Source organism: Kribbella flavida DSM 17836 (assembly GCF_000024345.1).
Taxonomy (GTDB): domain Bacteria; phylum Actinomycetota; class Actinomycetes; order Propionibacteriales; family Kribbellaceae; genus Kribbella; species Kribbella flavida.
Genome location: NC_013729.1, coordinates 1272666 through 1295187, shown reverse-complemented (window position 1 = coordinate 1295187; position 22522 = coordinate 1272666). Strand labels below are relative to the sequence as shown.

Annotated in this window: 24 protein-coding genes and 1 riboswitch; of the genes, 13 read left to right on the top strand and 11 right to left on the bottom strand. The window is 71.4% G+C overall.

The window, feature by feature from the left end:
* Window positions 1-12: 12 nt before the first annotated feature.
* Together KFLA_RS06080 and KFLA_RS06075 are read left to right on the top strand one after the other, a co-directional pair.
* Window positions 13-213, top strand: coding sequence for a cold-shock protein (locus tag KFLA_RS06080; RefSeq protein WP_012918891.1), 201 nt, complete (start codon window positions 13-15; stop codon window positions 211-213).
* A 128-nt stretch (window positions 214-341) separates the two neighbouring features.
* The gene (locus tag KFLA_RS06075; RefSeq protein WP_202797087.1) at window positions 342-1583 is read left to right on the top strand and encodes an MFS transporter; all 1242 of its coding nucleotides are present in this window, start codon (window positions 342-344) and stop codon (window positions 1581-1583) included.
* Here KFLA_RS06075 and KFLA_RS06070 read toward each other — a convergent pair.
* Entirely contained in the window at window positions 1570-2592 is a 1023-nt protein-coding gene (locus tag KFLA_RS06070) for an alcohol dehydrogenase catalytic domain-containing protein (protein WP_012918889.1), read from the bottom strand. The two genes, KFLA_RS06075 and KFLA_RS06070, sit on opposite strands and share 14 nt — an antisense overlap.
* Window positions 2593-2644: 52 nt before the next feature.
* Between KFLA_RS06070 and KFLA_RS06065 the strand changes: the two genes are divergently transcribed.
* Genes KFLA_RS06065 through KFLA_RS06055 form a run of 3 tightly spaced genes read left to right on the top strand, consistent with a single transcriptional unit; the run spans window position 2645 to window position 3925 of the window.
* The gene (locus KFLA_RS06065) at window positions 2645-3124 is read left to right on the top strand and encodes a hypothetical protein (RefSeq protein WP_041289171.1); all 480 of its coding nucleotides are present in this window, start codon (window positions 2645-2647) and stop codon (window positions 3122-3124) included.
* Entirely contained in the window at window positions 3121-3468 is a 348-nt protein-coding gene (locus KFLA_RS06060) for a hypothetical protein (RefSeq protein ID WP_012918887.1), read from the top strand. Before KFLA_RS06065 ends, KFLA_RS06060 begins: the two co-directional genes overlap by 4 nt.
* Before the next feature lie 46 nt (window positions 3469-3514).
* Window positions 3515-3925, top strand: a complete 411-nt coding sequence (locus tag KFLA_RS06055; RefSeq protein WP_237706738.1) for a GNAT family N-acetyltransferase — start codon at window positions 3515-3517, stop codon at window positions 3923-3925.
* Window positions 3926-3955: 30 nt separating this feature from the next.
* On the opposite strand, the gene KFLA_RS06050 is transcribed toward KFLA_RS06055, so the two are convergent.
* The 5 genes from KFLA_RS06050 to KFLA_RS06030 all read right to left on the bottom strand — a co-directional run bounded on the left by KFLA_RS06050 (window position 3956) and on the right by KFLA_RS06030 (window position 9130).
* The gene (locus KFLA_RS06050) at window positions 3956-4231 is read right to left on the bottom strand and encodes a ubiquitin-like small modifier protein 1 (RefSeq protein ID WP_012918885.1); all 276 of its coding nucleotides are present in this window, start codon (window positions 4229-4231) and stop codon (window positions 3956-3958) included.
* A complete protein-coding gene (thrC, locus tag KFLA_RS06045; RefSeq protein ID WP_012918884.1) occupies window positions 4228-5496 on the bottom strand; it encodes a threonine synthase in 1269 nt (422 codons plus the stop codon). The genes KFLA_RS06050 and thrC overlap by 4 nt, the downstream gene beginning before the upstream one ends.
* Before the next feature lie 10 nt (window positions 5497-5506).
* Window positions 5507-5648: riboswitch (SAM riboswitch) on the bottom strand.
* 65 nt (window positions 5649-5713) lie between these two features.
* A complete protein-coding gene (locus tag KFLA_RS06040; protein ID WP_012918883.1) occupies window positions 5714-6709 on the bottom strand; it encodes a helix-turn-helix domain-containing protein in 996 nt (331 codons plus the stop codon).
* A gap of 155 nt (window positions 6710-6864) precedes the next feature.
* A complete protein-coding gene (locus KFLA_RS06035) occupies window positions 6865-8109 on the bottom strand; it encodes a cation:proton antiporter (RefSeq protein ID WP_012918882.1) in 1245 nt (414 codons plus the stop codon).
* A gap of 58 nt (window positions 8110-8167) precedes the next feature.
* Entirely contained in the window at window positions 8168-9130 is a 963-nt protein-coding gene (locus tag KFLA_RS06030; RefSeq protein ID WP_012918881.1) for a DNA-3-methyladenine glycosylase family protein, read from the bottom strand.
* Between the two features lie 50 nt (window positions 9131-9180).
* Here KFLA_RS06030 and KFLA_RS06025 point away from each other — a divergent pair, with 50 nt between their 5' ends.
* Entirely contained in the window at window positions 9181-9630 is a 450-nt protein-coding gene (locus KFLA_RS06025; protein ID WP_012918880.1) for a hypothetical protein, read from the top strand.
* A gap of 11 nt (window positions 9631-9641) precedes the next feature.
* Here the strand turns inward: KFLA_RS06025 and otsB are convergent, their stop codons facing one another.
* From otsB to KFLA_RS06010, 3 genes are read right to left on the bottom strand one after another with little or no spacing between them, the layout of a single operon-like run.
* Window positions 9642-10481, bottom strand: a complete 840-nt coding sequence (otsB, locus tag KFLA_RS06020) for a trehalose-phosphatase (RefSeq protein WP_012918879.1) — start codon at window positions 10479-10481, stop codon at window positions 9642-9644.
* Window positions 10478-11110, bottom strand: a complete 633-nt coding sequence (locus KFLA_RS06015; RefSeq protein WP_012918878.1) for a LytR C-terminal domain-containing protein — start codon at window positions 11108-11110, stop codon at window positions 10478-10480. The genes otsB and KFLA_RS06015 overlap by 4 nt, the downstream gene beginning before the upstream one ends.
* 10 nt (window positions 11111-11120) lie before the next feature.
* Complete coding sequence (locus KFLA_RS06010) at window positions 11121-11432, bottom strand: DUF3263 domain-containing protein (RefSeq protein ID WP_012918877.1); 312 nt, start codon at window positions 11430-11432, stop codon at window positions 11121-11123.
* Between the two features lie 153 nt (window positions 11433-11585).
* On the opposite strand from KFLA_RS06010, the gene KFLA_RS06005 reads away from it, so the two are divergent.
* The 6 genes from KFLA_RS06005 to KFLA_RS05980 are packed head-to-tail and all read left to right on the top strand — an operon-like array spanning window position 11586 to window position 18832.
* Entirely contained in the window at window positions 11586-13019 is a 1434-nt protein-coding gene (locus KFLA_RS06005; protein WP_012918876.1) for an amidase, read from the top strand.
* Window positions 13010-14008, top strand: a complete 999-nt coding sequence (locus KFLA_RS06000; RefSeq protein ID WP_012918875.1) for a Gfo/Idh/MocA family protein — start codon at window positions 13010-13012, stop codon at window positions 14006-14008. Before KFLA_RS06005 ends, KFLA_RS06000 begins: the two co-directional genes overlap by 10 nt.
* 6 nt (window positions 14009-14014) lie before the next feature.
* The gene (locus tag KFLA_RS05995; RefSeq protein WP_012918874.1) at window positions 14015-15412 is read left to right on the top strand and encodes an alpha,alpha-trehalose-phosphate synthase (UDP-forming); all 1398 of its coding nucleotides are present in this window, start codon (window positions 14015-14017) and stop codon (window positions 15410-15412) included.
* Window positions 15399-16859, top strand: coding sequence for an FGGY family carbohydrate kinase (locus KFLA_RS05990; protein ID WP_012918873.1), 1461 nt, complete (start codon window positions 15399-15401; stop codon window positions 16857-16859). The genes KFLA_RS05995 and KFLA_RS05990 overlap by 14 nt, the downstream gene beginning before the upstream one ends.
* A gap of 44 nt (window positions 16860-16903) precedes the next feature.
* The gene (gene panD, locus KFLA_RS05985; RefSeq protein WP_012918872.1) at window positions 16904-17326 is read left to right on the top strand and encodes an aspartate 1-decarboxylase; all 423 of its coding nucleotides are present in this window, start codon (window positions 16904-16906) and stop codon (window positions 17324-17326) included.
* An 18-nt stretch (window positions 17327-17344) separates the two neighbouring features.
* Window positions 17345-18832 (top strand): aminopeptidase P family protein, encoded by a 1488-nt coding sequence (locus tag KFLA_RS05980; RefSeq protein ID WP_012918871.1) that lies wholly within the window; start codon window positions 17345-17347, stop codon window positions 18830-18832.
* Between the two features lie 108 nt (window positions 18833-18940).
* Here the strand turns inward: KFLA_RS05980 and KFLA_RS05975 are convergent, their stop codons facing one another.
* The gene (locus KFLA_RS05975) at window positions 18941-20896 is read right to left on the bottom strand and encodes a M13 family metallopeptidase (protein ID WP_012918870.1); all 1956 of its coding nucleotides are present in this window, start codon (window positions 20894-20896) and stop codon (window positions 18941-18943) included.
* 210 nt (window positions 20897-21106) lie between these two features.
* On the opposite strand from KFLA_RS05975, the gene KFLA_RS05970 reads away from it, so the two are divergent.
* Complete coding sequence (locus KFLA_RS05970) at window positions 21107-22108, top strand: SMP-30/gluconolactonase/LRE family protein (protein ID WP_012918869.1); 1002 nt, start codon at window positions 21107-21109, stop codon at window positions 22106-22108.
* 100 nt (window positions 22109-22208) lie between these two features.
* On the opposite strand, the gene KFLA_RS05965 is transcribed toward KFLA_RS05970, so the two are convergent.
* Window positions 22209-22502, bottom strand: coding sequence for an HU family DNA-binding protein (locus tag KFLA_RS05965; RefSeq protein ID WP_012918868.1), 294 nt, complete (start codon window positions 22500-22502; stop codon window positions 22209-22211).
* Window positions 22503-22522 lie beyond the last annotated feature (20 nt).

The window sequence follows — 22522 nt, the reverse complement described above, 5'->3', positions numbered from 1 at the left end:
ACGGGAGTACTGATGGTGCGCGGCACCGTGAAGTGGTTCAACGCCGACAAGGGCTACGGCTTTCTGGCCGTCGAGGGTCAGGACGACGTGTTCGTCCACTGGAGCAAGATCGTCTCCGACGGCTACAAGACGCTCGAGGACGGCCAGCAGGTCGAGTTCGAGGTTGTCGACGGCCCCAAGGGCCGGGAGGCCGACGCGGTCACCCCGATCTGATCCGAGCCGCCTCGGGGCGGGCACGGTTGCCACGCCGTACGAACTCCGGTAACGTGCCCCACCCCTAGCGACGCCTCAGGAGCCAGTGGGTGGGGGTTCACAACCCACCGAGTTCCTTGGAGGCCTTCGTGCTTCGGCATCGTGATTTCCGCCTGTTGCTGGCCGGTCAGACGACCAGTCAGCTGGGCGCCCAGGTGAGCGGGGTCGCCATCCCCCTGCTCGCCGTTCTCACCTTGGACGCCTCACCCCTGCAGCTGGGGCTGCTCGGCGCGTCCAGCACCCTGGCGTTCGCCGTCATCGGCCTGCCGGCCGGTGCCTGGGTCGACCGGTTCCGGCGGCGGCCGCTGCTGGTCGGCTCCGACCTGACCAGATGCGTGCTGTTGGCAACCATTCCGCTGGCGGCGCTGACCGGCACGCTGACCATGACGCAGCTGATCGTCGTCAGCCTGCTCACCGGCGTGGCCCGGGTCTTCTTCGACGTGGGCTACCAGAGCTACCTGCCGGCCGTGGTCGGCAAGGGCCAGGTCCTGGCCGGGAACTCCGCCCTGGAAGCGATCCGCGCGTCCGGCCAGGTGGTCGGTCCCGGGCTCGGCGGCTGGCTGGTCGCGATCGCGGGCGCGGCGAACGTCATCGCGGTCCAGGCGGTCACCTTCGCCGTCTCGGCCGCCTGCCTGCTCGGCATCCGGACGGCGGAACCGGCTCCGCGGCGTACGGAGGGGTCGCTGCGTGAGCAGATCCGCGCAGGGCTGACCTTCGTGCTGCGGACCCGGGTGCTGCGGTCGCTGGTGCTGTCCAGTGCCCTCGGCAACTTCGCGTTCGCGCTGGCGTCGGCGGTGACGATGATCTTCCTGGTCCGTGAGCTCGGGCTGTCGCCGACGCTGGTCGGGCTGGTCTTCGCGGGTGCGTCGCTGACGGTGGTCCTGGGTGCGTCGATCACGCCGCGGCTGGCCCGCCGGTTCGGTTCGGCGCGCATCATCTGGCTCGCGCCCGCGGTGATGGGTCCGTTCGGTCTGCTCGCTCCGCTGGCTCAGCCGGAGTGGTCGGTGGAACTGGTCGTGGCGCTGGTGCTGGTCGGTTCGGCGACCGGCGAGCTCGGCCAGATCATCTACGCGATCACGTCGGTGAGCCTGCGGCAGCGGCTGTGCCCGGACGAGTTGCTCGGCCGGGTCAACGCCACCACCCGGTTCGCGATCATGGCGCTGTTCCCGCTCGGCGCGCTGCTCGGCGGCGTACTGGGTGAGTACGTCGGCCTGCGGGCCACGCTGGTGGTCGCGCTTGGCCTGATCGCGGTCTCGCCGCTGCCGGCCTGGCTGGCGCTGCGCGGGATCCGCGAGGTCGAAGAGGTTCCGAGCTGGGTCAGGGCCGGATAACCGTCACACCGGCAGGAGTCCCGGCCGTCAGCGCGTCCAAGGCGGCCGGGACCTCGTCGAGCGAGATCGTCCGGGCGATCAGGTCGGCCGGCTTCAGTACGCCGGACGCGACCAGCTCGAGCATCTCCGGATAGGCGTGGGCAGCCATCCCGTGGCTCCCCAGCCATTCCAGCTCCTGGCCGATCAGCCGCGACACGTCGAGCTGCACGCCGGCCGGCAGCAGACCGACCTGCAGGTGCCGCCCGCGCGGCCGCAACGCGAGCAGGGCCTGCTGGACGATCTCGTTGGACCCGAGGGCGTCCATCGTCACCTGCGCCCCGCCACCGGTCAGCTCGCGGATCTCCTCGACTGCCCGCGGACCCGCCTGCACGGTCGCGGCCGCGCCGTACGCCCGCGCCAGTTCGAGCGCGCCGGGATTCGTGTCGACCGCGATCACCCGGGCGTCCAGCGCGGCGGCGATCATCACCGCGGACAGCCCGACACCGCCGCACCCGAACACCACGACGTCCTCGCCCGCCACCACCTTGCCGACCTGCCGCACCGCCCGGAACGAGGTCGCGAACCTGCACCCCAGCCCCGCCGCCGTCTCGAACTCCAGCTCGTCCGGCAGCCGAACCAGGTTCACCTCGGCAAACGGCACCGCGACGTACTCCGCGAACGAACCCCAGTAGTTGAACCCCGGCTGCAGCTGGTTCGGGCAGACCTGGTGGTTGCCCGCGAGGCACTGCTCGCACGTCCCACACGCACAGATGAACGGCGTCGTCACCCGGTCCCCGACCTGCCACCCGGTGACGCCGTCGCCCACCTCCGCGATCGTCCCGGCCAACTCGTGCCCCGGCACATGCGGCAACACGATGTCCGAGTCGTGCCCCTGCCACCCGTGCCAGTCACTCCGGCACAACCCGGTCGCCTGGACCCGCACGACCACCCCACCCACAGGCACCCCCGGCCGCCCCACCTCCCGAACCTCCGGCACCACCCCGAACCGCTCCACCACCACAGCCCGCATCCCGCCATCTTTCCACGTTGTGCGCGCAGGACTTCTGAACTACCTTTGAAATATGGCGGAGCAACCTGAAGTGACCTTCTCGGACCTGCTGCAGCGTCCCAGCGAGACCGTGGACAAACTGAAGGCGGGCCGGAGCCGTTCACTGCGGGTCCACCGCCGCGGGGCGGAGGACGACCTGATCCTGACCACAGCGGCCCGAGCCAGCCAGGACAGTCAACTGCTCGGCGTGGCCACGCGCCTGCTGCGGGCCGTCATGAACAACCCCGTCATTCGCTCGCAGTACCTGCTGGACCTGCTGCCGCAGGTGTTCCCGTGGACCCGGTTCCTGACCGTCGACGACCAGGTGGAGTTCGCGCAGGAACTGATCGACGTGATGGACGCCAGCGCCGAACTGGACTCACCCGCCGCAGTGCTCGCACTCATCGCCCAGTGGCGGCACACCGCTGAGATCTACGCCGATCCCGAACTGCTGGCCGCCCTCCGATCGGAGGCTGTCGACGACTTCGGTCCGGTCTCCCGGCCGGTCGAGTGAGCCCCGGCAAGCGCGGCGACCGGGTCGCACCACCGGCGGAGCCCGGTCACTGGGAGCTGCGGTTCGCCTCTTCCGACGCCGGCAAGGGCTGGGAAGAGCTCTGTCGCCAGGCACCCGGCAACACCCTGCGGGCATGGGAGGCCATCCGCTCGGAGCCGCAGCCGTTTCCGCAGACCGACCGCCACCACCGCCTCAAAGGCAAACTGCTGGCGACGGTGAACGGCCTCGAACAATGGCAGTACGAGGTCACCGGCGCCGGCCGCATCTGGTATCTCGTCGACCCGGCCAAGAAGACCGTCTGGATCCGCCATGCCGCCACCGGCCACCCGAAAGCCACGGACTGACGAACTCCGGCATTGGTACGCTCCGCACGTGTTCCGGGAAGCAAGTGTGGCTGACTTCGACGGTGTGCTGCGGCTGTACGGGCAGTTGCATCCGCAGGATCCGGTGCTGCGGGACCGGACTGTGTTCGACGAGATCGTGCGGTCGCGCTGGCTCCGGTTGTTCGTGCTGGACAAGGACGGCGAGATCGTCGCGACGACCTACCTGAACGTGATCCCGAACCTGACGCGGGCGGCGGCGCCGTACGCGGTGATCGAGAACGTCGTGGTCGACGAGACCCACCGGGGTACGGGCCTGGGCAAGGAGATCATGGCCGGCACGTTGCAGGCCGCCTGGGACGCGGGCTGCTACAAGGCCATGCTGATGACCGGCTCACGGCGCGAGTCCACCCACGCCTTCTACCGCTCCTGCGGCTTCCGAGCCGACGTCAAGACCGCGTACCACGCCCGCCCCGCCTGAGCCCGCACCCCGGATCGGCAGTGCGGGGTGTCAGCCGCCCGCGACGGCCGGGATGATGGAGACCTGGCCGCCGTCCTTGATGGTGGTCTGCAGGCCTTCGGCGAAGCGGACGTCGTCGTTGTCGACGTAGACGTTGACGAAGCGGCGCAGTTCGCCGGAGTCGTCCAGGACGCGACCCTTGATGCCGGGGTACGACGCGTCGAGCGACTCCAGCACCTCGTTCAGGGTCCCGCCCTCGACGGAGACCTCGGAGGCGCCCTGGGTGTAGGGGCGCAGGATGGTGGGGACGCGGACGCTGACGCTCACTGCAGACCTGCCTTCACGAAGGCGTCGTAGGACGCGGGAATGGTCACCTTCGGGCCGACCCGGTCGGCCACGGCGTCGAGCGTCTTCAGCCCGTCGCCGGAGTTGATGATCACGGTCTCGGCCTCGGGGTCGAGCTGGCCGGTCTCGACCAGCTTCTTCAGCGTCGCGACGGTCACCCCGCCCGCGGTCTCGGTGAAGATGCCCTCGGTCCGGGCCAGCAGCTGGATGCCCTCGACGACCTCGTCGTCGCTGACGTCGGCGATCACGCCGCCGGTGCGCCGGGCGACGTCGAGCACGTACGGGCCGTCGGCGGGGTTGCCGATCGCCAGCGACTTCGCGATGGTGTCCGGCTTGACCGGCTTGACCACGTCGTGGCCGTCGCGGAAGGCCTGGGCGACCGGTGAGCACCCGGTCGCCTGCGCGCCGTACACCTTGTAGTCGGTGGCGTCGACCAGCCCGAGCTTGCCGAGCTCGGTGAAGCCCTTGTCGATCTTGGTGAGCTGCGAGCCGGACGCGACCGGGATGACGATCTGCTGCGGCAGCCGCCAGCCGAGCTGCTCGGCGATCTCGTAGCCGAGCGTCTTGGAGCCCTCGGAGTAGTACGGGCGGACGTTGACGTTGACGAACGCCCAGCCCTCCTCCTCGCCGGCGATCTCGGAGGCGAGCTTGTTCACGTCGTCGTAGTTGCCCTCGACGGCGACCAGGGTTCCGCCGTACACGGCGGTGGTGATGATCTTGGGACGCTCGAGGTCCTGCGGGATGAACACGACCGAGCGGATGCCGGCCCGGGCGGCGGCCGCGGCGACGGCGTTGGCCAGGTTGCCGGTCGACGGGCAGGCGAAGACCTTCAGGCCGAGCTCGCGGGTGGCGCTCAGCGCGGACGCGACCACGCGGTCCTTGAACGAGTGCGTCGGGTTGCCCGAGTCGTCCTTCACCCACAGCTTGCGCAGGCCCAGCTCGCGGGCGAGGTTGCCGGCGTCGATCAGCCGGGTGTAGCCGGGCTCGGTGTTCGGGAAGCTGGCCACGTCGACCGGGACGGGCAGCAGCGGCTGGTAGCGCCAGATGTTCTTCGGACCGGCCTCGATCTGCTCACGGGTGATGGTCGGGAACTCGTACCCGACCTCGAGCGGACCGAAGCACTCCATACAGGCGTAGAACGGACCGAGCGGCGACTTCGCCCCGCAGGCCCGGCAGCTCAGGTGGGTGCCGTTGCCGAAGGCCCCTTCGCGGATGGTGTGCGTCGAACCGGTGACGGTCTGGCTCATGGAGGTTCCCTCCTCATCTTCCCCGGGCGCCGGATCTCGGCGTGGGACGGATTTGGCACCGTTCCGCCGCGAGCGGCCCCAGGACGGGGCCTCCACGGGGAGGGTTGCCGGGACTTCAACGGGCCGTATCCCTCAGTCCCTCTGGATGAGCAGGTCCGAGGTTACCCAATCGGGTCCATATTGTGTCTCGCGTTCTCAGCATTCGAGACGTCGGATCTCATCCCGTCCGGCCCTCCCGGAACGCCCGCCGGTACGCCGACGGCGACGTCCGCAGGCTTTTGGCGAAGTGGTGCCGAAACGTCACCGGGGTGGCGAACCCGGCCGCCAGCGCGATCTCCTCGACCGGCGCGTCTCCGCTCTCCAGCATCGCCAGCGCGGCCTGGATCCGCTGGGCGATCAGCCACTTCGCCGGGGTCGTCCCGGTGGCCTTCACGAAGTGCCGCAGGTACGTCCGCGGCGACAACCCGGCCTCCCGCGCCAGGTCCGGTACGCCGATCGGCTCGGCCAGGTGCTCCAGCGCCCAGCCGAGACTCCGGGCGACCGGCGCGTCGACGGGATCGGGCGGCATCGGGGCCTCGATGTACTGCGCCTGGCCGCCGGAGCGGTACGGCTGGATCACCAGGCGGCGCGCCACGGCGTTCGCGACCGCGGCGCCGAGATCCTTGCGGACCAGGTGCAGGGCCAGATCCAGCCCGGCCGCGCAGCCCGCGCTGGTCAGCACGTCCCCCTCGTCGGTGTAGAGCGGCTCGGGGTCGACGTCGACCGCCGGGAAGCGCTCGCGCAGCAGGTCGGCGTACCGCCAGTGGGTGGTCGCGCGGCGGCCGTCGAGCAGGCCGGCCGCGGCCAGGGCGAAGGCGCCGGAGCAGATCGAGACGATCCGGGCGCCGCGGGCGTGCGCGCCCCGAAGGGCCTCGATGAGCTGCGCAGACGTCGGCGCCGTCGGGTCGGCGACGCTCGGGACGACGACGGTGTCGGCAGCGGCGAAGGCGTCCAGGCCGTGTGGCGTGCTCAGCGTCGCGCCGCCCAGCACCCGGATCGGGTCGGGCGTCTCGGTGCAGACCTTCAGCTCGTACCAGGGCTGGTCGATGTCCGGCCAGACCAGGCCGAACACCTCGATCACGATGCCGGCCTCGAACGCCGTCATGCCGTCGTAGGCGAGCACGGACACCGTGGGGGCACCCTCCCTCGGGACACCTTCCGTGACCAGTGGCATGTCGAAATCTTAGCGATAGGGGTCTGCTGTGCCACTTCTGCGCGCGAGCGGTGGTACCGACGATGGAGGCATGTTCGAGAAGCTGAAGGACTTCGCCGCCGGGATCCACGCCGCCGCAGCCGTCCGGCACGGCGTCGAACCGCCGCAGCGGGCGCTCAGGCGTTCTCGCGACGGCGTTCGAGCAGCCGCATCATCGGAGTCGCCGCGACGCCGTGCAGAACGACGCTCAGCACGACCGTGAACCCCACCGTCGCCCACAGCCAGGGCAGGTCGTCGGCGAAGTCCGTGCCGGCGTACGCGAGGTAGTAGATCGAGCCGACGCCGCGCACTCCGAAGGCGGCTGTCACCCAGCGTTCGGAACGGCGCATCTCCGTCCGCTGCACGCTCAGCCAGGCGGTCAGCGGGCGGAGAACCAGAATCAGCGCCGCGCCGATCAGGACGCCGGTCAGGTCCAGCGGTTTGAGCAGGCCGCCGGTGATCGCCACCCCGAGCAGCAGCAGGATGCCCCAGGTCAGGATGTGCTCGAGCTGCTCGATGAAGCTGTGCAGCTCCTCGTGGAAGTCGTGCCCGCGCTCGGCCGACCGCAGCGCCAGCGCGGCGACGAACACGGCGAGGAACCCGTAGCCGTGCAGCACCTCGGCCAGGCCGTAGACGCCGAGCGTCATCGCCAGGGCCAGCACCGGCTCACGGGAGTCGGCCAGCCGAAGGCTCGGCAGCGGCGCCGAGAACGCCATCCGCCCGAGCAGCCGGCCCGCCACCGCGCCGACGACCACGCCGATCACCGTCTTGCCCACCAGGTCCCAGGCCACCCACTCCAGGGCCCAGTCTCCGACGGCGCCCTTGGTCGCGACGAACACCGCCAGATAGACCAGGGGGAAGGCCATGCCGTCGTTCAGGCCGGCCTCGGACGTCAGCGCGAACCGGACCTCGTCGTCCTCCTCCGGCTCGGCGCCCTCGCCGGTGGTCGGGCCCTGGACCTGGACGTCGGCGGCCAGCACGGGGTCGGTCGGCGCGAGCACCGCGGCCACCAGCAGGGCGACGCCCGGAGCGAGGCCCAGCAGCCAGCCGAGTCCGGCGACCGCCGCGACGCAGGCGGGCATCGCGACGAACAGCAGCCGCCAGGTGACCGCCCAGCGCCGCCAGCCGATCGGCCGGTCGATCGCCAGGCCGACACCCATCAACGCGATCAGGATGGTGAGCTCGGCCAAGCGCTCGGTCAGCTTCGGTTCGGCGAGCGGGCTCAACTGCCCGCGGTCGACGACGAAACCGAGCAGCAGCCCGGCCCCGAGGAAGGCGATCGGCGCCGAGATCGCATAGCGCTTGAGCAGCCGTGGCAACACGGCACCGAGCAACAGGGCGAGCCCCGCAACCAGATAGAGGCCGTCCCCGTCAATTTGCATGGTGGAGACCTAGTGCCCAGTTGGCGCGGCCCAATCCGCACCGGACTTGTGCAGAACCTCACCGCAGGCGGTGCGTCGCCCCTGGAGTGTGGGTGGGCAGGGCCTTGCGCGGCCCGTACCGCGGGTGGCCGGGGCCGGCCAGCTCGAGCAGGCGCTGCACGCGGAAGCGGTGGCCTCGGTACGGCTCGATGAGCTCGGCGGTGCCGTCGTCGTCCAGCTCCTCGCCGGTCAGCGCGTAGGACACGTTGCGGGAGACGTGGTAGTCGGCGAAGGAGAACGCATCGGCGTCTCCATGAGCCCGCTGCCGGACCTCTGCCGCCGTCCACACCCCGACACCGGGCAAGGAGCGCAGCCGGCGCTCGACCTCGGCCGAGTCGGTCAGCTCGAGCGTGCGCTCCAGCGCCTTCGCCCGCGTCGCGGCGGTGATCACCACCCGGGACCGGCGCCCCTCCACCCCGGCCCGCAGCCACTGCCAGGACGGGATCAGCCGCCACTCCTCCGGAGCCGGCGGCACCATCAGCACCCGCCCGTCGGGAGCAGCCGGGCCGGGCGCCGGTTCGCCGTACTCGCGCAGCAGCAGGCGCCAGGCGCGGAACGCCTCCTTGCCGGTGACAACCTGCTCGATCCCGGCCGCGGCCATCGCCTCGAACACCGCGCGCGTCCGCGGCACCCGGAAGTGTGGGAAGCGCCGGGCCGCGTCGACCAACGGCTGATGCTCCGGCCGAGGCTCGAACCCCTCCCAGCTGTCGGCCTCACCGAGCAGCTCGGGCACGCCGTCCAGGGCCCAGGCAGCACCCGGCCCCCACGCCTCGGCCTCCACCTCAGCCACCGCGGAGTACGGCGTGAGGCGCAGCAGCACCGGCCCGTCGGGAGTGCGGGTGGCTCGCCAGACCGTCCGTCGCCCAGGCTCCAGCACGTACGCCGGGTCGCCCGGCCCCTTGCGCAGGCCGCCGATCACCATGTGGGGATCCACCGGCCGTCCGGGCCGCCAGCGTCGTACCACCGAACTCACGGCACCCATCCTGACGCATGCCGCCGACAGAACCACCGGGAGCAGAGCAAACTTGGGTCATGACGGTCTGGCAGACACTGAAGCTGGTGGGCAACGTCATCAACCTGTCCACGGTCGCCGGAGCGCTGGTCGGGCTGATCGGCCGGGCGCGGTTCAGCCGCGGGCCACGGGGGCTGTTCTACGCCACCGGCTACAAGCTGCGCTTCCCCGTGGCCGGTGCGTTCACGATCGGCAACCTGGTGCTGACCAAGCACGACCGGGCCTACCTGGACGCCCGGCCGATCCTGGTCCGGCACGAGGAGCGGCATTCCTGGCAGTACTTCTGCCTGGTCGGCCTGCCGCTGCTCCCCCTGTACTGCGTGGGCGCTGCCTGGTCCTGGCTGCGCACCGGCTGTCCGGCGTCGCGCAACCCGTTCGAGCGCCTCGCCGACCTCGCGGACGGCAACTACGTCGAGCACCCGGTCCAGCCGTTCGGCCGAACGCTCCAGCAGACCTTCCGGCGCCGCTGACTACCGACTGGTCAGCGGGTCCGGGCCGCGATGGCGTCGGCCAGCGCGGTCAGCACGGTCACGACGCCCGCGGGATCGTCCACCACGATGTCGCCGGCCTCGATCAGCTCGGTCGCACCGGAGGACCGCGCCGCCACCAGTACGGCGTACAGGCCGTCGGCGCGAAGCGCGTCGAGGGCGCGGAAAGCCGCGAGGTCGCCGAGGTCGTCACCGGCGTACAGGACCGAGCGGGCTCCGGTGGACTCGACCAGGCGGCGCAGCGCGACACCCTTGTCGATGCCGGGCGGTCGCAGCTCGAGCACCAGGTTGCCCGGCTCGAGGCGCAGCTCCAGTGACTCGGCCAGCTCGGTCAGCGGCGCACGCAGAGTCTCCAGCGCGCCGGACGGATCAGCCAGTCGGCGGGTGTGAACCGCCAGCGAGCTCTCCTTGTCCTCCACGAACGCATCCGGCACGCCGGCTGCCTGCAGCACCGCCGGCAACTGCTCCCGGGCGACACCGACTCCACTGGGCACCGGGTCACTCGTGACCGAGCCCGTCGCCGCCTCCCAGCGCTCCAGCCCGTAGTGCCCGAGGACGACGAGGCTTCCGAGCCCGGGGTGACCTGTCACGCCGGACAGCTCCGTGGCGACCAGCGCCGGGCGGCCGGTCACGATCGCTACCTGACTCACGCTGCGGGCCAGCCTGGCCAGCGCGTCCAGGGCTCCGTCGGCCGCGCGGGACATCGCCGGGTCCTCGACCAGCGGGGAGAGAGCACCGTCGAAGTCGGAGGCGATCACCGCCCCGGCCGGATCGGCGACGATGGCTTCCCAGCCCTGCCGGCCAGCCTCGGTCACCAGTACCGGGGTGCTCATCCCGCGTAGTCCGCGGTCAGGATGACGGTGAGCCGGTCCTTCTTCATGTTGTCCAGCGCGTCCTTGATCCGGGCCACGCCGAGGTCCTGGGCCAGCTGGGCCGCCTCGGTCTGCATTCCGGCCGGGTAGTACACGGTGCTGGTGGCCACCTTGCCGCGCCAGTTGTCGGCGCCGGACACGCTCCAGCCGGCCTGGCGGGCGCGATTGCCGACGGACTGCGCGAGGCCCTTGCGGGTGGTGTTGTTGTAGATCTCGACCGCCGGCCGCTGCGAAGGCGGCACGCTGACGCTGGACGTCGGCTGCTCGGTCGGCTCGGTGCCGGCCGGATCCGTCGGCGTGCTGGTCGGGGTGTCCGCCGGCTCGCTCGGGGTGGTCTCGGTCGGCATCGGCTCGGTCGGCGTCCGGCTCGGTGTCGGCTCGACGGTCGGCTTCGTGCTGGGCGCGGCGGTCGGCTTGCCGGCGGGGGTGGTGGCCGGGGCGCTCGGTGTCTGCGCGGCCGGCTTGGCGTCGTCGGCGACGCTGTCGCTGCCCCGGGTCCCGAACAGCACCAGCAGGCCACCGACGACGGCAACCACGGCGACCACGGCCACCAGGGACGAGAGGACCTGCCCCCGTTCGTCCTTACGCATCACGGTGATCTCAGACCTCGATGCCCAGGCGGCGGGCCGAGCGGGCCCGCTGACGGGCGGCGCGCAGGCGGCGCAGCCGCTTGACCAGCAGCGGGTCGTGGGCGAGGGCCTCCGGCCGGTCGATCAGCGCGTTGAGGACCTGGTAGTAGCGGGTCGCGGACATCTGGAACTGGTCCCGGATCGCCTGCTCCTTGGCCCCGGCGTACTTCCACCAGTGCCGCTCGAAACCGAGGATCGCGCCGTCCCGCTCCGAGAGCCCGGCAACGGCCGGCTGCGCCGCGTCGGCGCCGTCGGCCGACGAGCTCGCGTTCGCGCTGTCCACTGCTGACTCCCGTGCGGTCGGTGATCGTCCGTCCGCGCTCCACTCTACGGTCGAACCACAGCGATGTCATTCACCGCGCAACAAACCCGCCGTGTCGCGAGCAGGCCCCGCGCGCCCCGGCCGGCTCGCGTCAACTCTGGCAGGATCGAGGCTGTGAGCTCAACTCGGCAGGGCCTCGGCGACGTGTCGCCGGGCCCGCGACCCGCCCTCGTCTCGGTCGAAGAGCTGCAGGCCAGGATCCAGGAGGTCGATCCTCTGGTCCGGGCCGTCTGCACGCCCAACCCGGCCGCGGCCAGCGATGCCGCGCGCCTGGACACCGAGCGGGCCGACGGGCGCGTCCGGGGTCCGCTGCACGGCGTCCCGGTGCTGGTCAAGGACAACATCGACACCGCCGACCTGCCGACCACCGCGGGCTCGCTGGCGCTGGCCGACCAGCCGCCGCCCCCGGACGACGCCCCGCTGGTCCGCCGGCTGCGCGCGGCGGGCTGCGTGATCCTGGGCAAGACGAACCTGAGCGAGTGGGCCAACTTCCGCGGCTACACCTCGACGTCCGGCTGGAGCGCGTACGGCGGCCTGACCCGCAACCCGTACGCCCTGAACCGGTCCGCGGGCGGCTCGTCCAGCGGGTCCGGCGCGGCGGTCGCGGCCGGTCTGGCCGACTTCGCGATCGGCACCGAGACCAACGGCTCGATCGTCTGCCCGGCCGCCCTCAACGGCGTGGTCGGGCTGAAGCCCACCGTCGGGCTGGTTCCGCAGCAGGGCATCATCCCGATCTCGCACTCGCAGGACACGGCCGGCCCGATGACCCGCACGGTCGCCCAGTCCGCGGCGCTGCTGACCGTGCTGACCGGCGGCGGTACCGACTACCTGGAGCACTGCCGCGGCGAGGACCTCAGCGACGTCCGGATCGGCGTACCGCGGGGGTCGCTGTGGGGCTACTCGACCGGGCTGGACCAGGCCACCGAGCGTGCGTTGGAGCTGCTCAGCCGGTGCGGGGCGACGCTGGTCGATCACCTGTCACTGCCGACGCCGGCCGACGACGACCAGCTGCAGGTGCCGCTGCACGAGTTGAAGGTCGGTCTCGCGGCGTACCTGGCGACTCGCAAGGAGGGTGCTCCGCGCACTCTCGAGGACCTGATCGCGTTCAACCGCGAGCACGCCGACGAGGAGCTGACCTGGTTCGGGCAGGAGCTGTTCGAGCGGGCCGAGGCGACCGAAGGCCTGGACTCGCCGGTCTACGTCGCGGCCCGGCTGTCTGCCTTGCGGTCCGGCCGTGACGGCATCGACGACCTGCTGCGCGACAACCAGCTCGACGCCCTGGTCGCGCCCGCGTACTCACCGGCCTGGACGATCGACCTGGTCAACGGCGACCACGTGCTCGGCAGTTCGTCCTCGCACGCCGCGCTGGCGGGCTACCCGCTGATCTCGGTGCCGTCCGGGATGGTGGCCGGACTGCCGGTGGGCGTTGTCTTCAGCGGCACCGGCGGAAGTGACGCCACCCTCATTCGCTTGGCGCACGCCCTGGAAACCGCGAGAATCGCAGCCGACGGCCCGTTCCCGACCCCGGAGTTCAGACAGTGGGTATAGACCAGGTCCGCTGGGGCGTAGTTGCTACCGGCAACATCTCGACGTCGTTCACCAAGGACCTCGGGCTGCTCGACGACGCCGTGGTGACCGCGGTCGCGTCCCGGTCGCTGGACAGCGCGAACGCGTTCGGCGACACGTTCGGCATCGAGCACCGCTACGACGACCACCGCCGGCTGATCGACTCCGGCCAGGTCGACGTGCTCTACATCGGTACGCCGCACCCGCAGCACTACGCGACCGCCCGGGCCGCGCTGCAGGCCGGTATCGCGGTGCTCTGCGAGAAGCCGGTCACGCTCACCGCGCGGCAGGCCCGCGACCTGGTCGGCGTCGCCCGGGAGAACAACACGCTGTTCGCCGAGGCGATGTGGATGCGCACCAACCCGGTCGTGCAGGCGATGTTCGCCGACCTGGAGAAGGGCGTGATCGGCGAGCCGATGGAGGCGCTGGCCGACTTCGGCTTCCACAAGCCCCAGCTACCGGCCCGGCTGCTCGACCCGGCACTCGGCGGCGGCGCGCTGATGGACGGCGGCATCTACCCGATGACGTTCGTGCACATGGCGCTCGGCCGGCCCGACGAGGTCAAGGCGGTCGGCTCGCTGAGCCCCGACGGCGTCGACCTGAACGTCGCGATGGCCTGGCGGTACGACTCCGGCGCGGTGGCCGCGCTCACCTGCGGCCTGCGCTCGCAGAACCCGTGGACCGCCTCGGTCAGCGGCCCCGAGGGCAGCTTGCTGCTCCCGCACCGGTTCCACCACCCGGAGTACTACGTCCGCAGCACCGCGTCAGGACAGGAGCGGGTGGACGTCGCGACGCATGGACGTGGGTACCACTACGAAGCAGCCGAGGTGATGCGCGCCCTGCGCGCCGGGCAGATCGAGTGCCCGGCCCTGCCGCACGCCGCGACGATCGAGATCCTCGAACTGCTCGACGAGACACGTGGACAGATCGGGGTCAGCTACCCCGGCGACGACGAATACCTGGGTGGATAACAGCAGATGCCGAGCGGACGCAGTTCCTTCGTGGTGGTGGCCAACCGGCTGCCGGTCGACCGGGTCGAGATGCCGGACGGCACGACAGCCTGGCGCCGGAGCCCCGGAGGCCTGGTCACCGCACTGGCCCCGGTGATGCAGCGGCACCACGGCGCCTGGATCGGCTGGACCGGCGGCAAGGACGAGAAGGTCGACCCGTTCGACGAGGGCGGCATGCACCTGGTCCCGGTGACGCTGTCGGCCGAGGACGTCGAGCTGTACTACGAGGGCTTCAGCAACGCCACCCTGTGGCCGCTGTACCACGACGTGATCGTGCCGCCGGAGTTCCACCGGGAATGGTGGGAGGCCTACGTCGCGGTGAACCGGCGGTTCGCCGAGGCGGCCGCGGACGCCGCCGACGACAACGCCGTGGTCTGGGTGCACGACTACCAGCTCCAGCTGGTCCCCGCGATGCTGCGCCGGCTGCGGCCCGACGTACGGATCGGCTTCTTCCTGCACATCCCGTTCCCGCCCACCGAGCTGTTCGCCCAGATGCCCTGGCGGCGGCAGATCCTGGACGGCCTGATGGGCGCCGACCTGGTCGGCTTCCAGCGGCCCGGCGCGGCCTCGAACTTCGCCCGGCTGGCCCGCAACCGGATGGGCCTGCGCACCCGCGGCGACCGGATCCACCTGCCCGACGACCGGATCGTGCGGGCCAAGGCGTTCCCGATCTCGATCGACGTCGGCGAGCTGGAGCAGATCGCCCGTCAGCCGGAGACCGAGGCCCGGGCCCGGGAGATGCGCGCGGAGGTCGGCAACCCGGCGCACATCCTGCTCGGCGTGGACCGGCTGGACTACACCAAGGGCATCCGGCAGCGGCTGCGCGCGTTCGGCGAGCTGCTGGACGAGGGCCGGGTCTCGGTCGACGACGCCGTGTTCATCCAGGTCGCCACGCCGTCGCGCGAACGGGTCGAGCAGTACCGGGTGCTGCGCGACGAGATCGAGCTGCTGGTCGGCCGGATCAACGGTGAGCACGGCCGGATCGGCACCCCGGCGATCAACTACCTGCACACCTCGTACTCGCGGACCGAGATGGCGGCGCTGTTCCGGGCCGCGGACGTGGCCGTGGTGACGCCGCTGCGCGACGGCATGAACCTGGTCGCCAAGGAGTACGTCGCCTGCCGGTACGACGACACCGGCGCGCTGGTGCTGAGCGAGTTCGCCGGCGCGGCCGACGAGTTCCGGCAGGCGTTCCTGGTGAACCCGCACGACATCAACGGCATGAAGGACATCGTCGTCGACGCGATGAACACCGACGACCGCCAGCTCGGCCGCCGGATGAAGGCGATGCGCAAGCACCTGGCCGCGCACGACGTGAACGTGTGGGCGGCGTCGTTCCTCAAGGCACTGCATGCCGAGGACTGACGACCGCTCCGGCACCCGCGTCCTCGCGCTCGACCTGGGCACGTCCTCGGCGCGAGCGCTGGTGCTGCTCGCCGAGGACGCCTCGCCGGTGCCGGGCGCGCTGGCCCGGCACAAGATCGCGCCGACGTACAGCACGACCGGCTCGGCGACGATCGACCTGCACGCCTACGTCGAGGGTCTGCTCAGCTGCCTGGACGAGCTGCAGCAGAACGGGCACCTCGAGGACATCGCCGCGATCGTGCTGTCGTCGCAGTGGCACTCGATCGTCGGGCTGGACGCCCGGGGCGCCGCGCTCACCCCGGTGATCACCTGGGCGGACACCCGCTCGGTCCAGCCGCAGCTGGATCCGGCCTTCGACGAGCGCGCGTTCCACGCCCGGACGGGGTCCTGGCTGCACCGGCTCTACTGGCCGCGAAGGATTCCGTGGCTGCTGTCCGAGGTCCCGGCGGTGTCGTTCGCCGGACTGCCCGACCTGGTGCTGGAGCGGTTGACCGGCGAGCGGGTCACCTCGGTGTCGATCGCGTCCGGGACCGGGTCGCTCGACCTGGCCACCGGCGAGTACGACGCCGAGGCGCTGGCGATCGCCGGGATCACCGCCGACCGGTTGCCGGTGATCGTGCCGACCGGCTGGACCGGCGTCCTGTCGGCGAGCTACGCGCGGAGGTGGCCGGGGCTGGCCGGCGTACCGGTGCATCCGCCGACCGGCGACGGCGCCGCGTCGAACGTCGGCACCGGCGGGTACGACGAGTCGACGGCCGCGGTCACCGTCGGTACGTCGGCGGCGGTGCGGGTGGTGCACCCGATCGACCAGGCCCCGGAGCTGCCGTGGGAGCTGTGGCGGTACCGCGTCGACGACAAGCGGGCGGTCACCGGGATGGCCTTCTCGGCCGCGGGCAACCTGCACGCGTGGCTGACCACCGTGCTCCAGCTCGACGAGCACCACCAGGAGCCGACCGGCATCGAGATCGGCTCGTCGCGGGTGATCGCCATTCCCTTCCAGGCCGGCACCCGGCCACCGGAGACCGTGCCCGGCGGGTCCGGCGTGTACTTCGGCCTGTCCTTCGACGACACCGCCGCCGACCTGCTCGCGGCGTCGCTGCAGGGCGCGTCGCTGGAGATCGACCGCGGCCTGCGGATGCTCGACGCGCTCTTCGGCCGGGAGCTGCAGGTCGTGCTCGGCGGCGGCGGTATCGACGCCTCCGCGTGGTGGCGCCGCTGTCTGACCGCGACCTTCGCCCGCCCGGCCGTGGTCTGCGCCGAGGCCGAGGTCGGTGCGCGCGGCGCCGCGGCCGTCGCTCTCGGCCTGTCCCCCGCCCCCGGCGGCGAGCACCTCGACCCGTCGCCCGAGGAGGCCGAGCGAGTCGCCGCCCTCCGCCCGCGCTACAGCGTGCTGCGCACGCTCGCCGTCCAGGCCGCCCCGGAACTCAAGGTCCCCACCGGATCGTGACCGCTGCCACTGACAGTGGTGGGAGCGGCCTGGATGATGGCCCGATGCTGCGCGAAATGATGAAGTCGAAGGTGCACCGGGCCACCGTCACCCAGGCGGACCTGGACTACGTCGGGTCCTGCACGCTGGACGCGACCTTGATGGACGCGGCGAACCTGCTGCCCGGTGAGAAGGTCGACATCGTCGACATCACCAACGGCCACCGGCTGTCGACGTACCTGATCGAGGGGCCGCGGGACTCCGGCGTGGTCGGCATCAACGGCGCCGCGGCGCACCTGATCCATCCCGGCGACCTGGTCATCCTGATCGCCTACGGGCAGTTCGAGGACGCCGAGGCGAAGGTGTTCGCGCCGAGCGTAGTCTTCGTGGACGGGCGGAACGCGATCACCCGCATCGGCTCCGACCCCGCCGAGGCGCTGCCGGACACCGGCACGCTCCGCGGTGACGAACTGCACACCCAGCGTTGAGATGAGGACTGGTCGACGATGACCCAGAGCACCGAGCAGGTCCCCGCGGAACCCTCCGGCCCGGCGACCGACCCGGCCGCGGCGCAGGCCACCGAACAGGCCCCGAAGACGGCGACCCACGACACCCAGCCGAAGGATGCGCTGCGCCGGTTCATGAACTCCGGCTGGGGCGACATCGAGCGCACCGACGCGACCCTGCGCGACGTCGCGAGCTGGACCGCGAAGCGCCGCGACGCGCTGTCGCAGGCCTTCCCGGGTGAACGGCTGGTGATCCCGGCCGGCACCTACAAGGTCCGCTCGAACGACACCGACTACGTCTTCCGGCCGCACACCGACTACGTCTGGCTGGCCGGCGACCAGACCTCCGACGCGGTGCTGGTGCTGGAGCCGAACGGCAGCGGCCACGACTCGGTGCTGTACTTCCGCCCGCGCTCCGAGCGCAGCCAGGGCGAGGAGTTCTGGCGCGACCGGATGTACGGCGAGCTGTGGGCCGGGCGCCGTCCGTCGCTGACCGAGACCGCCAAGGAGTACGGCCTGGAGACCCGGCACGTCGACCGGCTCGGCGACGCGCTCAAGGGCGACGTGCCGACCCGGGTCCGGCGCGGCGAGGACAGCTCGCTGGCGTCCCTGCTCAGCGGCGTGAAGGTGGACGCCGACCGCGACCACGAGCTGGCGGCGACGCTGTCGGAGCTGCGGCTGGTCAAGGACGCGTTCGAGATCGAGCAGCTGCGCGAGGCCTGCGCGATCACCCACCGCGGCTTCTCCGACGTGCTGGCCGAGATGGACCAGGTCCGCAAGTACGGCGAGCGCTGGATCGAGGGCACCTTCTGGCGCCGGGCCCGGGCCGAGGGCAACGATGTCGGCTACACCTCGATCGCCGCGGCCGGCTCGCACGCGACCACGCTGCACTGGATCGAGAACGACGGCCCGGTCACCGACGGCACGTTGATGCTGCTCGACATGGGCGTGGAGAACCGCAACCTCTACACCGCCGACATCACCCGCACGCTGCCGGTCAACGGCGAGTTCACCCCGCGGCAGCGCGAGCTGTACCAGCTGGTGCTGGACGCGCAGAACGCCGGGATCGGCGCGCTGCGGCCCGGCGTACCGTTCGCGGCCGGGCACCAGGCGGCGATCGAGGTGCTGGTGAAGGGGCTGGAGGCGATGGAGCTGCTGCCGGTGTCCGCCGAGGAGGCGCTCGACCCGGACAGCATGATCTACCAGCGCTACACGCTGCACGGCGTCAGCCACATGCTCGGCATCGACGTGCATGACTGCGCCGCGGCCCGTAACGAGCAGTACCGCGGCGACCTCGAGGCCGGCTACGTGCTGACCGTCGAGCCCGGCCTGTACTTCCAGGCCGAGGACCTGACCGTGCCCGAGGACCTGCGCGGTATCGGCATCCGGATCGAGGACGACATCCTGGTCACCGACGACGGCACCGAGAACCTGTCCGCCGCGATGCCCCGCGAGGTCGAGGACGTCCAGCGCTGGATGGCCGGCTGACCCCGCACCACTCACCAAGCGCCGGTCTCCCGGGCGGCGGTTCACGCGCTGAGCGTGAACCGCCGCCGCTGCGGGGGCCGGCGCTGCTTGGTCAGTGGTGCAGGTCCGCTACCAGATCCGGACGCGCTGCTCCGGGGCCAGCCACATCGCATCGTCCGGGCCGACCCCGAACGCCTCGTGGAAAGCGTCGATGTTGCGCACCACCGCGTTGCAGCGGAACTCCGGCGGCGAGTGCGGGTCGATCGCCAGCCGGCGGACCACCTCGGCCGGCCGGGTCTTGGTCGACCAGGCGTTCGCCCAGGCCAGGAAGAACCGCTCGGCCCCGGTCAGCCCGTCGATCACCGGCGCCTCGGCACCAGCCAGCGAGATCTCGTACGCCGTGTAGGCGATCGACAGTCCGCCCAGGTCACCGATGTTCTCGCCGAGTGTGAGCGCGCCGTTCACGTGCTGCCCCGGCGCCTCGGCCGGCTCCAGCGCGTCGTACTGCTCGACCAGGCGGTTGGCCCGGACCTCGAAGGCCGCCCGGTCCTCGTCGGTCCACCAGTCGCTGATGTTGCCGTCGCCGTCGTAACGCGAGCCCTGGTCGTCGAAGCCGTGCCCGATCTCGTGCCCGATCACCGCGCCGATCGCGCCGTAGTTCAGCGCGTCGTCGGCGTCCAGGGCGAAAAACGGCGGCTGCAGGATCGCGGCCGGGAAGACGATCTCGTTCATCGCCGGGTTGTAGTAGGCGTTCACCGTCTGCGGCGTCATCTGCCACTCGGTCCGGTCCACCGGGCCGCCGAGCTTGGCCAGCTCGCGGGCCGTCTCGACCGCGACCGAGCGCCGGACGTTGCCGACCAGGTCGTCCGGCGCCACCTCGAGGGCGCTGTAGTCGCGCCACTTGTCCGGGTACCCGATCTTCGGCGTGAACCGGCCGAGCTTGTCCAGCGCGCGCTGCCGGGTCTCCGGGCTCATCCAGTCCAGGGCCTCGATCCGCTGCCGATACGCCTCGACCAGGTTGCCGACCAGCTCGACCATCCGGGCCTTGGCGACCGGCGGGAAGAACTCCGCGACGTACAGCTGCCCGACGGCCTCGCCGAGCGCGGAGCCCACCACGCCGAGGCCGCGCTTCCAGCGCTCGCGCAGCTCCGGGGCGCCGGTCAGGGTGCGGCCGTAGAACTCGAAGTTCTCCGCGACGAAGGCGGAGCTCAGCAGCGGAGCGGCGCTGTGCACGATGCGCCAGCTGAGCCACTCCTTCCAGTGGTCCAGCTCCAGCTCCTGCAGCGCCTCGGCCGCGCTGGTGAAGTAGTCGGGCTGCCGCACCACGACCTGCTCGAACGCGCTCTCCGGCACGCCGGCGTTGGGCAGCCAGCGCGACCAGTCGAAGCCGGGCATCAGCGCGTCCAGCCGGGCTCGGTCGAACTTGTTGTAGGTGGCCGTGACGTCGCGGTTCTTCACCACGTCCCAGTGACCGGCGGCCAACCGGGTCTCCAGCGCCAGGATCCGCTCCGCCGCACCCTCGGCGTCGGCCAGCCCTGCCAGGCCGAGCATCCGGGCCACGTGCGCGACGTACGCCGTCCGCTGCTCCTGGAACGCGTCGTCGCGGTAGTAGGACTCGTCGGGCAGGCTCAGCCCGCCCTGGGTGAGGTAGACGACGTACTGGTCGGACTTCTTCTCGTCGACGTCGACCCAGTAGTGGAAGATCCCGCCGACGCCTTGCAGCTCCAGCGTTCCGAGCGCCGCGACCAGCGCGTCGCGGTCCTCGATCGAGCCGGCCAGGGCCAGCTGGTCCGCGATCGGGTCCGCGCCCAGCCGCTCGACGGTGTCCTCGTCCAGGAAGGAGCGGTACAGGTCGGCGATCTTGCGGGCCTCGCTGCCCTCGGGGTGACCGGCGTCCAGGGTCCGCTCGACGATCGAGCGCACGTTCAGCTCGGCGGTGTCGCCGAGGGCGTGGAAAGCGCCGTAGATCGCCTTGTCCGCCGGGATCTCGTGCTCGTCCAGCCAGCGTCCGTTCGCGTGCCGGTACAGGTCGTCCTGCGGCCGAACGGTCGTGGACAGCCCCGTGATGTCGATACCTGCCGTCATCGTCTCCCTGTTCCCCTCCGGTCCGCGGACCGCTGTCCGTGGCCTGTGTCCGATGCTCTGGCGGCGACAGTACCCGGTGCCGGTGGCCGTCGGTGAACCGTTCGGACGGTTGGCCCGTTGACCTAAGGTTGAAAGCACAACCAGGCCGCACGTCGGCTACTCGGGGGCGTCGCGCCGACCAGGTCACCCAGACCAGGAGGTAACCCGCTCATGTCCGGCCCGCTGTCCCGTCGCGCCCTCGCGGCGACGGTCACCCTGTCCGCACTGTTCCTCCCCAGCCTCACCACCACCGCCTCCGCCACGACCGCCGCCGCCAACGGCTCGGTCACCACGGCATCCGCGGCGACCGCCACCGACGGCCGGTCGCCGAGCTTCCCGCGGCGCTTCGAGCTGCCGGCCGGGTTCCAGCCCGAAGGCATCGCGATCGCCCGCGGTACGGCGTACTTCGGTTCGCGCGTCGACGGCGACATCTACGCGGCCGACCTGCGCACCGGCCGGGGCCGGGTGATCAGCCAGGGCCCGGGCACGGCCTCGCTCGGCCTGAAGGTGGACCGCCGCGGCCGGCTGTTCGTGGCCGGCGCCGCCGGGGGCAACGGCCGGGTGATCGACACCCGGACCGGCAAGGTGCTCGCGAGCTACACGTTCACCACGACCACGCCGACGTTCGTGAACGACGTGATTCTCAGCCGCGACGCGGCCTGGTTCACCGACTCGCGGCGGCCGGTGCTCTACCGGGTCCCGCTCGGGCGGCACGGCAAGCTGCCGGCCCAGTCGGCCGTGCGGACGGTCCCGCTGACCGGCGACTACGTGCACGACCCGGTCAACAACAACGGCAACGGGATCGCGCTGACGCCGGACCGGCGCGCGCTGATCATCGTGCAGTCCGCCACCGGCTTCCTGTTCCGGGTCGACCCGCGGACCGGCGTGACCCGCCGGATCGACCTCGGCGGCGTGCTGATGACCAACGGCGACGGGCTGCTCCGCTCCGCAGACACCCTGTACGTCGTGCAGAACCGGCTGAACAAGATCGCGGTGCTCGATCTCAACCGCAGCGGCACCCGGGGCCGGCTGGTCCGCGAGATCACCAGCCCGGACTTCGACGTTCCGACGACGGCGGCGTTCTTCGGGCCGCGGATCTACCTGCCGAACGCCCGGTTCACCACGCCGCCGACCGCGACCACGCCGTACTGGGTGAGCGCCGTCCACCGGTAGGCGGACTTGCAGCACTCACCAACCCCTGCGATCTGGCACCCCGCTCGGTGGCTCGGGCGGGGAACCAACCGGACGGGCGTCTTTGATGAGTGCTGGCGGTTCAGGAGATCGTGCGAAGGTCGCCGCGTGCGGCGGCCTTCAGCCGGCTGCCGCAGGACAGCCGGACGGAGTAGCCGGCCGGGATCGACAGCGGCTCACCCGTCTGCGGGTTCCGGCCGGTGCGCGGCGCGCGCAGGACCCGCTCGATGCTCAGCAGGCCGGTCAGCGAGACCTTGTCACCCTTGTGCACGGCCTCGGTGACGACGTCGCCGAGCGCGTCGAGCACCTTTTCGGCCTGGTTGCGCGGAATGCCCGCCTTCGCCGCCACCCCGGCGACCAGCTCGTTGCGATTCACGGTTCTCCTCCGGCTCGTGC

Coding starts and splice junctions, on each gene's coding strand:
- KFLA_RS06080 (WP_012918891.1), top strand. CDS start 13: ATGGTGCGCGGCACCGTGAAGTGGTTCAACGCCGACAAGGGCTACGGC.
- KFLA_RS06070 (WP_012918889.1), bottom strand. CDS start 2,592: ATGCGGGCTGTGGTGGTGGAGCGGTTCGGGGTGGTGCCGGAGGTTCGG.
- KFLA_RS06065 (WP_041289171.1), top strand. CDS start 2,645: ATGGCGGAGCAACCTGAAGTGACCTTCTCGGACCTGCTGCAGCGTCCC.
- thrC (WP_012918884.1), bottom strand. CDS start 5,496: ATGAGCCAGACCGTCACCGGTTCGACGCACACCATCCGCGAAGGGGCC.
- KFLA_RS06040 (WP_012918883.1), bottom strand. CDS start 6,709: ATGCCACTGGTCACGGAAGGTGTCCCGAGGGAGGGTGCCCCCACGGTG.
- KFLA_RS06035 (WP_012918882.1), bottom strand. CDS start 8,109: ATGCAAATTGACGGGGACGGCCTCTATCTGGTTGCGGGGCTCGCCCTG.
- KFLA_RS06030 (WP_012918881.1), bottom strand. CDS start 9,130: ATGGGTGCCGTGAGTTCGGTGGTACGACGCTGGCGGCCCGGACGGCCG.
- KFLA_RS06025 (WP_012918880.1), top strand. CDS start 9,181: ATGACGGTCTGGCAGACACTGAAGCTGGTGGGCAACGTCATCAACCTG.
- otsB (WP_012918879.1), bottom strand. CDS start 10,481: ATGAGCACCCCGGTACTGGTGACCGAGGCTGGCCGGCAGGGCTGGGAA.
- KFLA_RS06015 (WP_012918878.1), bottom strand. CDS start 11,110: ATGCGTAAGGACGAACGGGGGCAGGTCCTCTCGTCCCTGGTGGCCGTG.
- KFLA_RS05995 (WP_012918874.1), top strand. CDS start 14,015: ATGCCGAGCGGACGCAGTTCCTTCGTGGTGGTGGCCAACCGGCTGCCG.
- KFLA_RS05990 (WP_012918873.1), top strand. CDS start 15,399: ATGCCGAGGACTGACGACCGCTCCGGCACCCGCGTCCTCGCGCTCGAC.
- panD (WP_012918872.1), top strand. CDS start 16,904: ATGCTGCGCGAAATGATGAAGTCGAAGGTGCACCGGGCCACCGTCACC.
- KFLA_RS05980 (WP_012918871.1), top strand. CDS start 17,345: ATGACCCAGAGCACCGAGCAGGTCCCCGCGGAACCCTCCGGCCCGGCG.
- KFLA_RS05975 (WP_012918870.1), bottom strand. CDS start 20,896: ATGACGGCAGGTATCGACATCACGGGGCTGTCCACGACCGTTCGGCCG.
- KFLA_RS05970 (WP_012918869.1), top strand. CDS start 21,107: ATGTCCGGCCCGCTGTCCCGTCGCGCCCTCGCGGCGACGGTCACCCTG.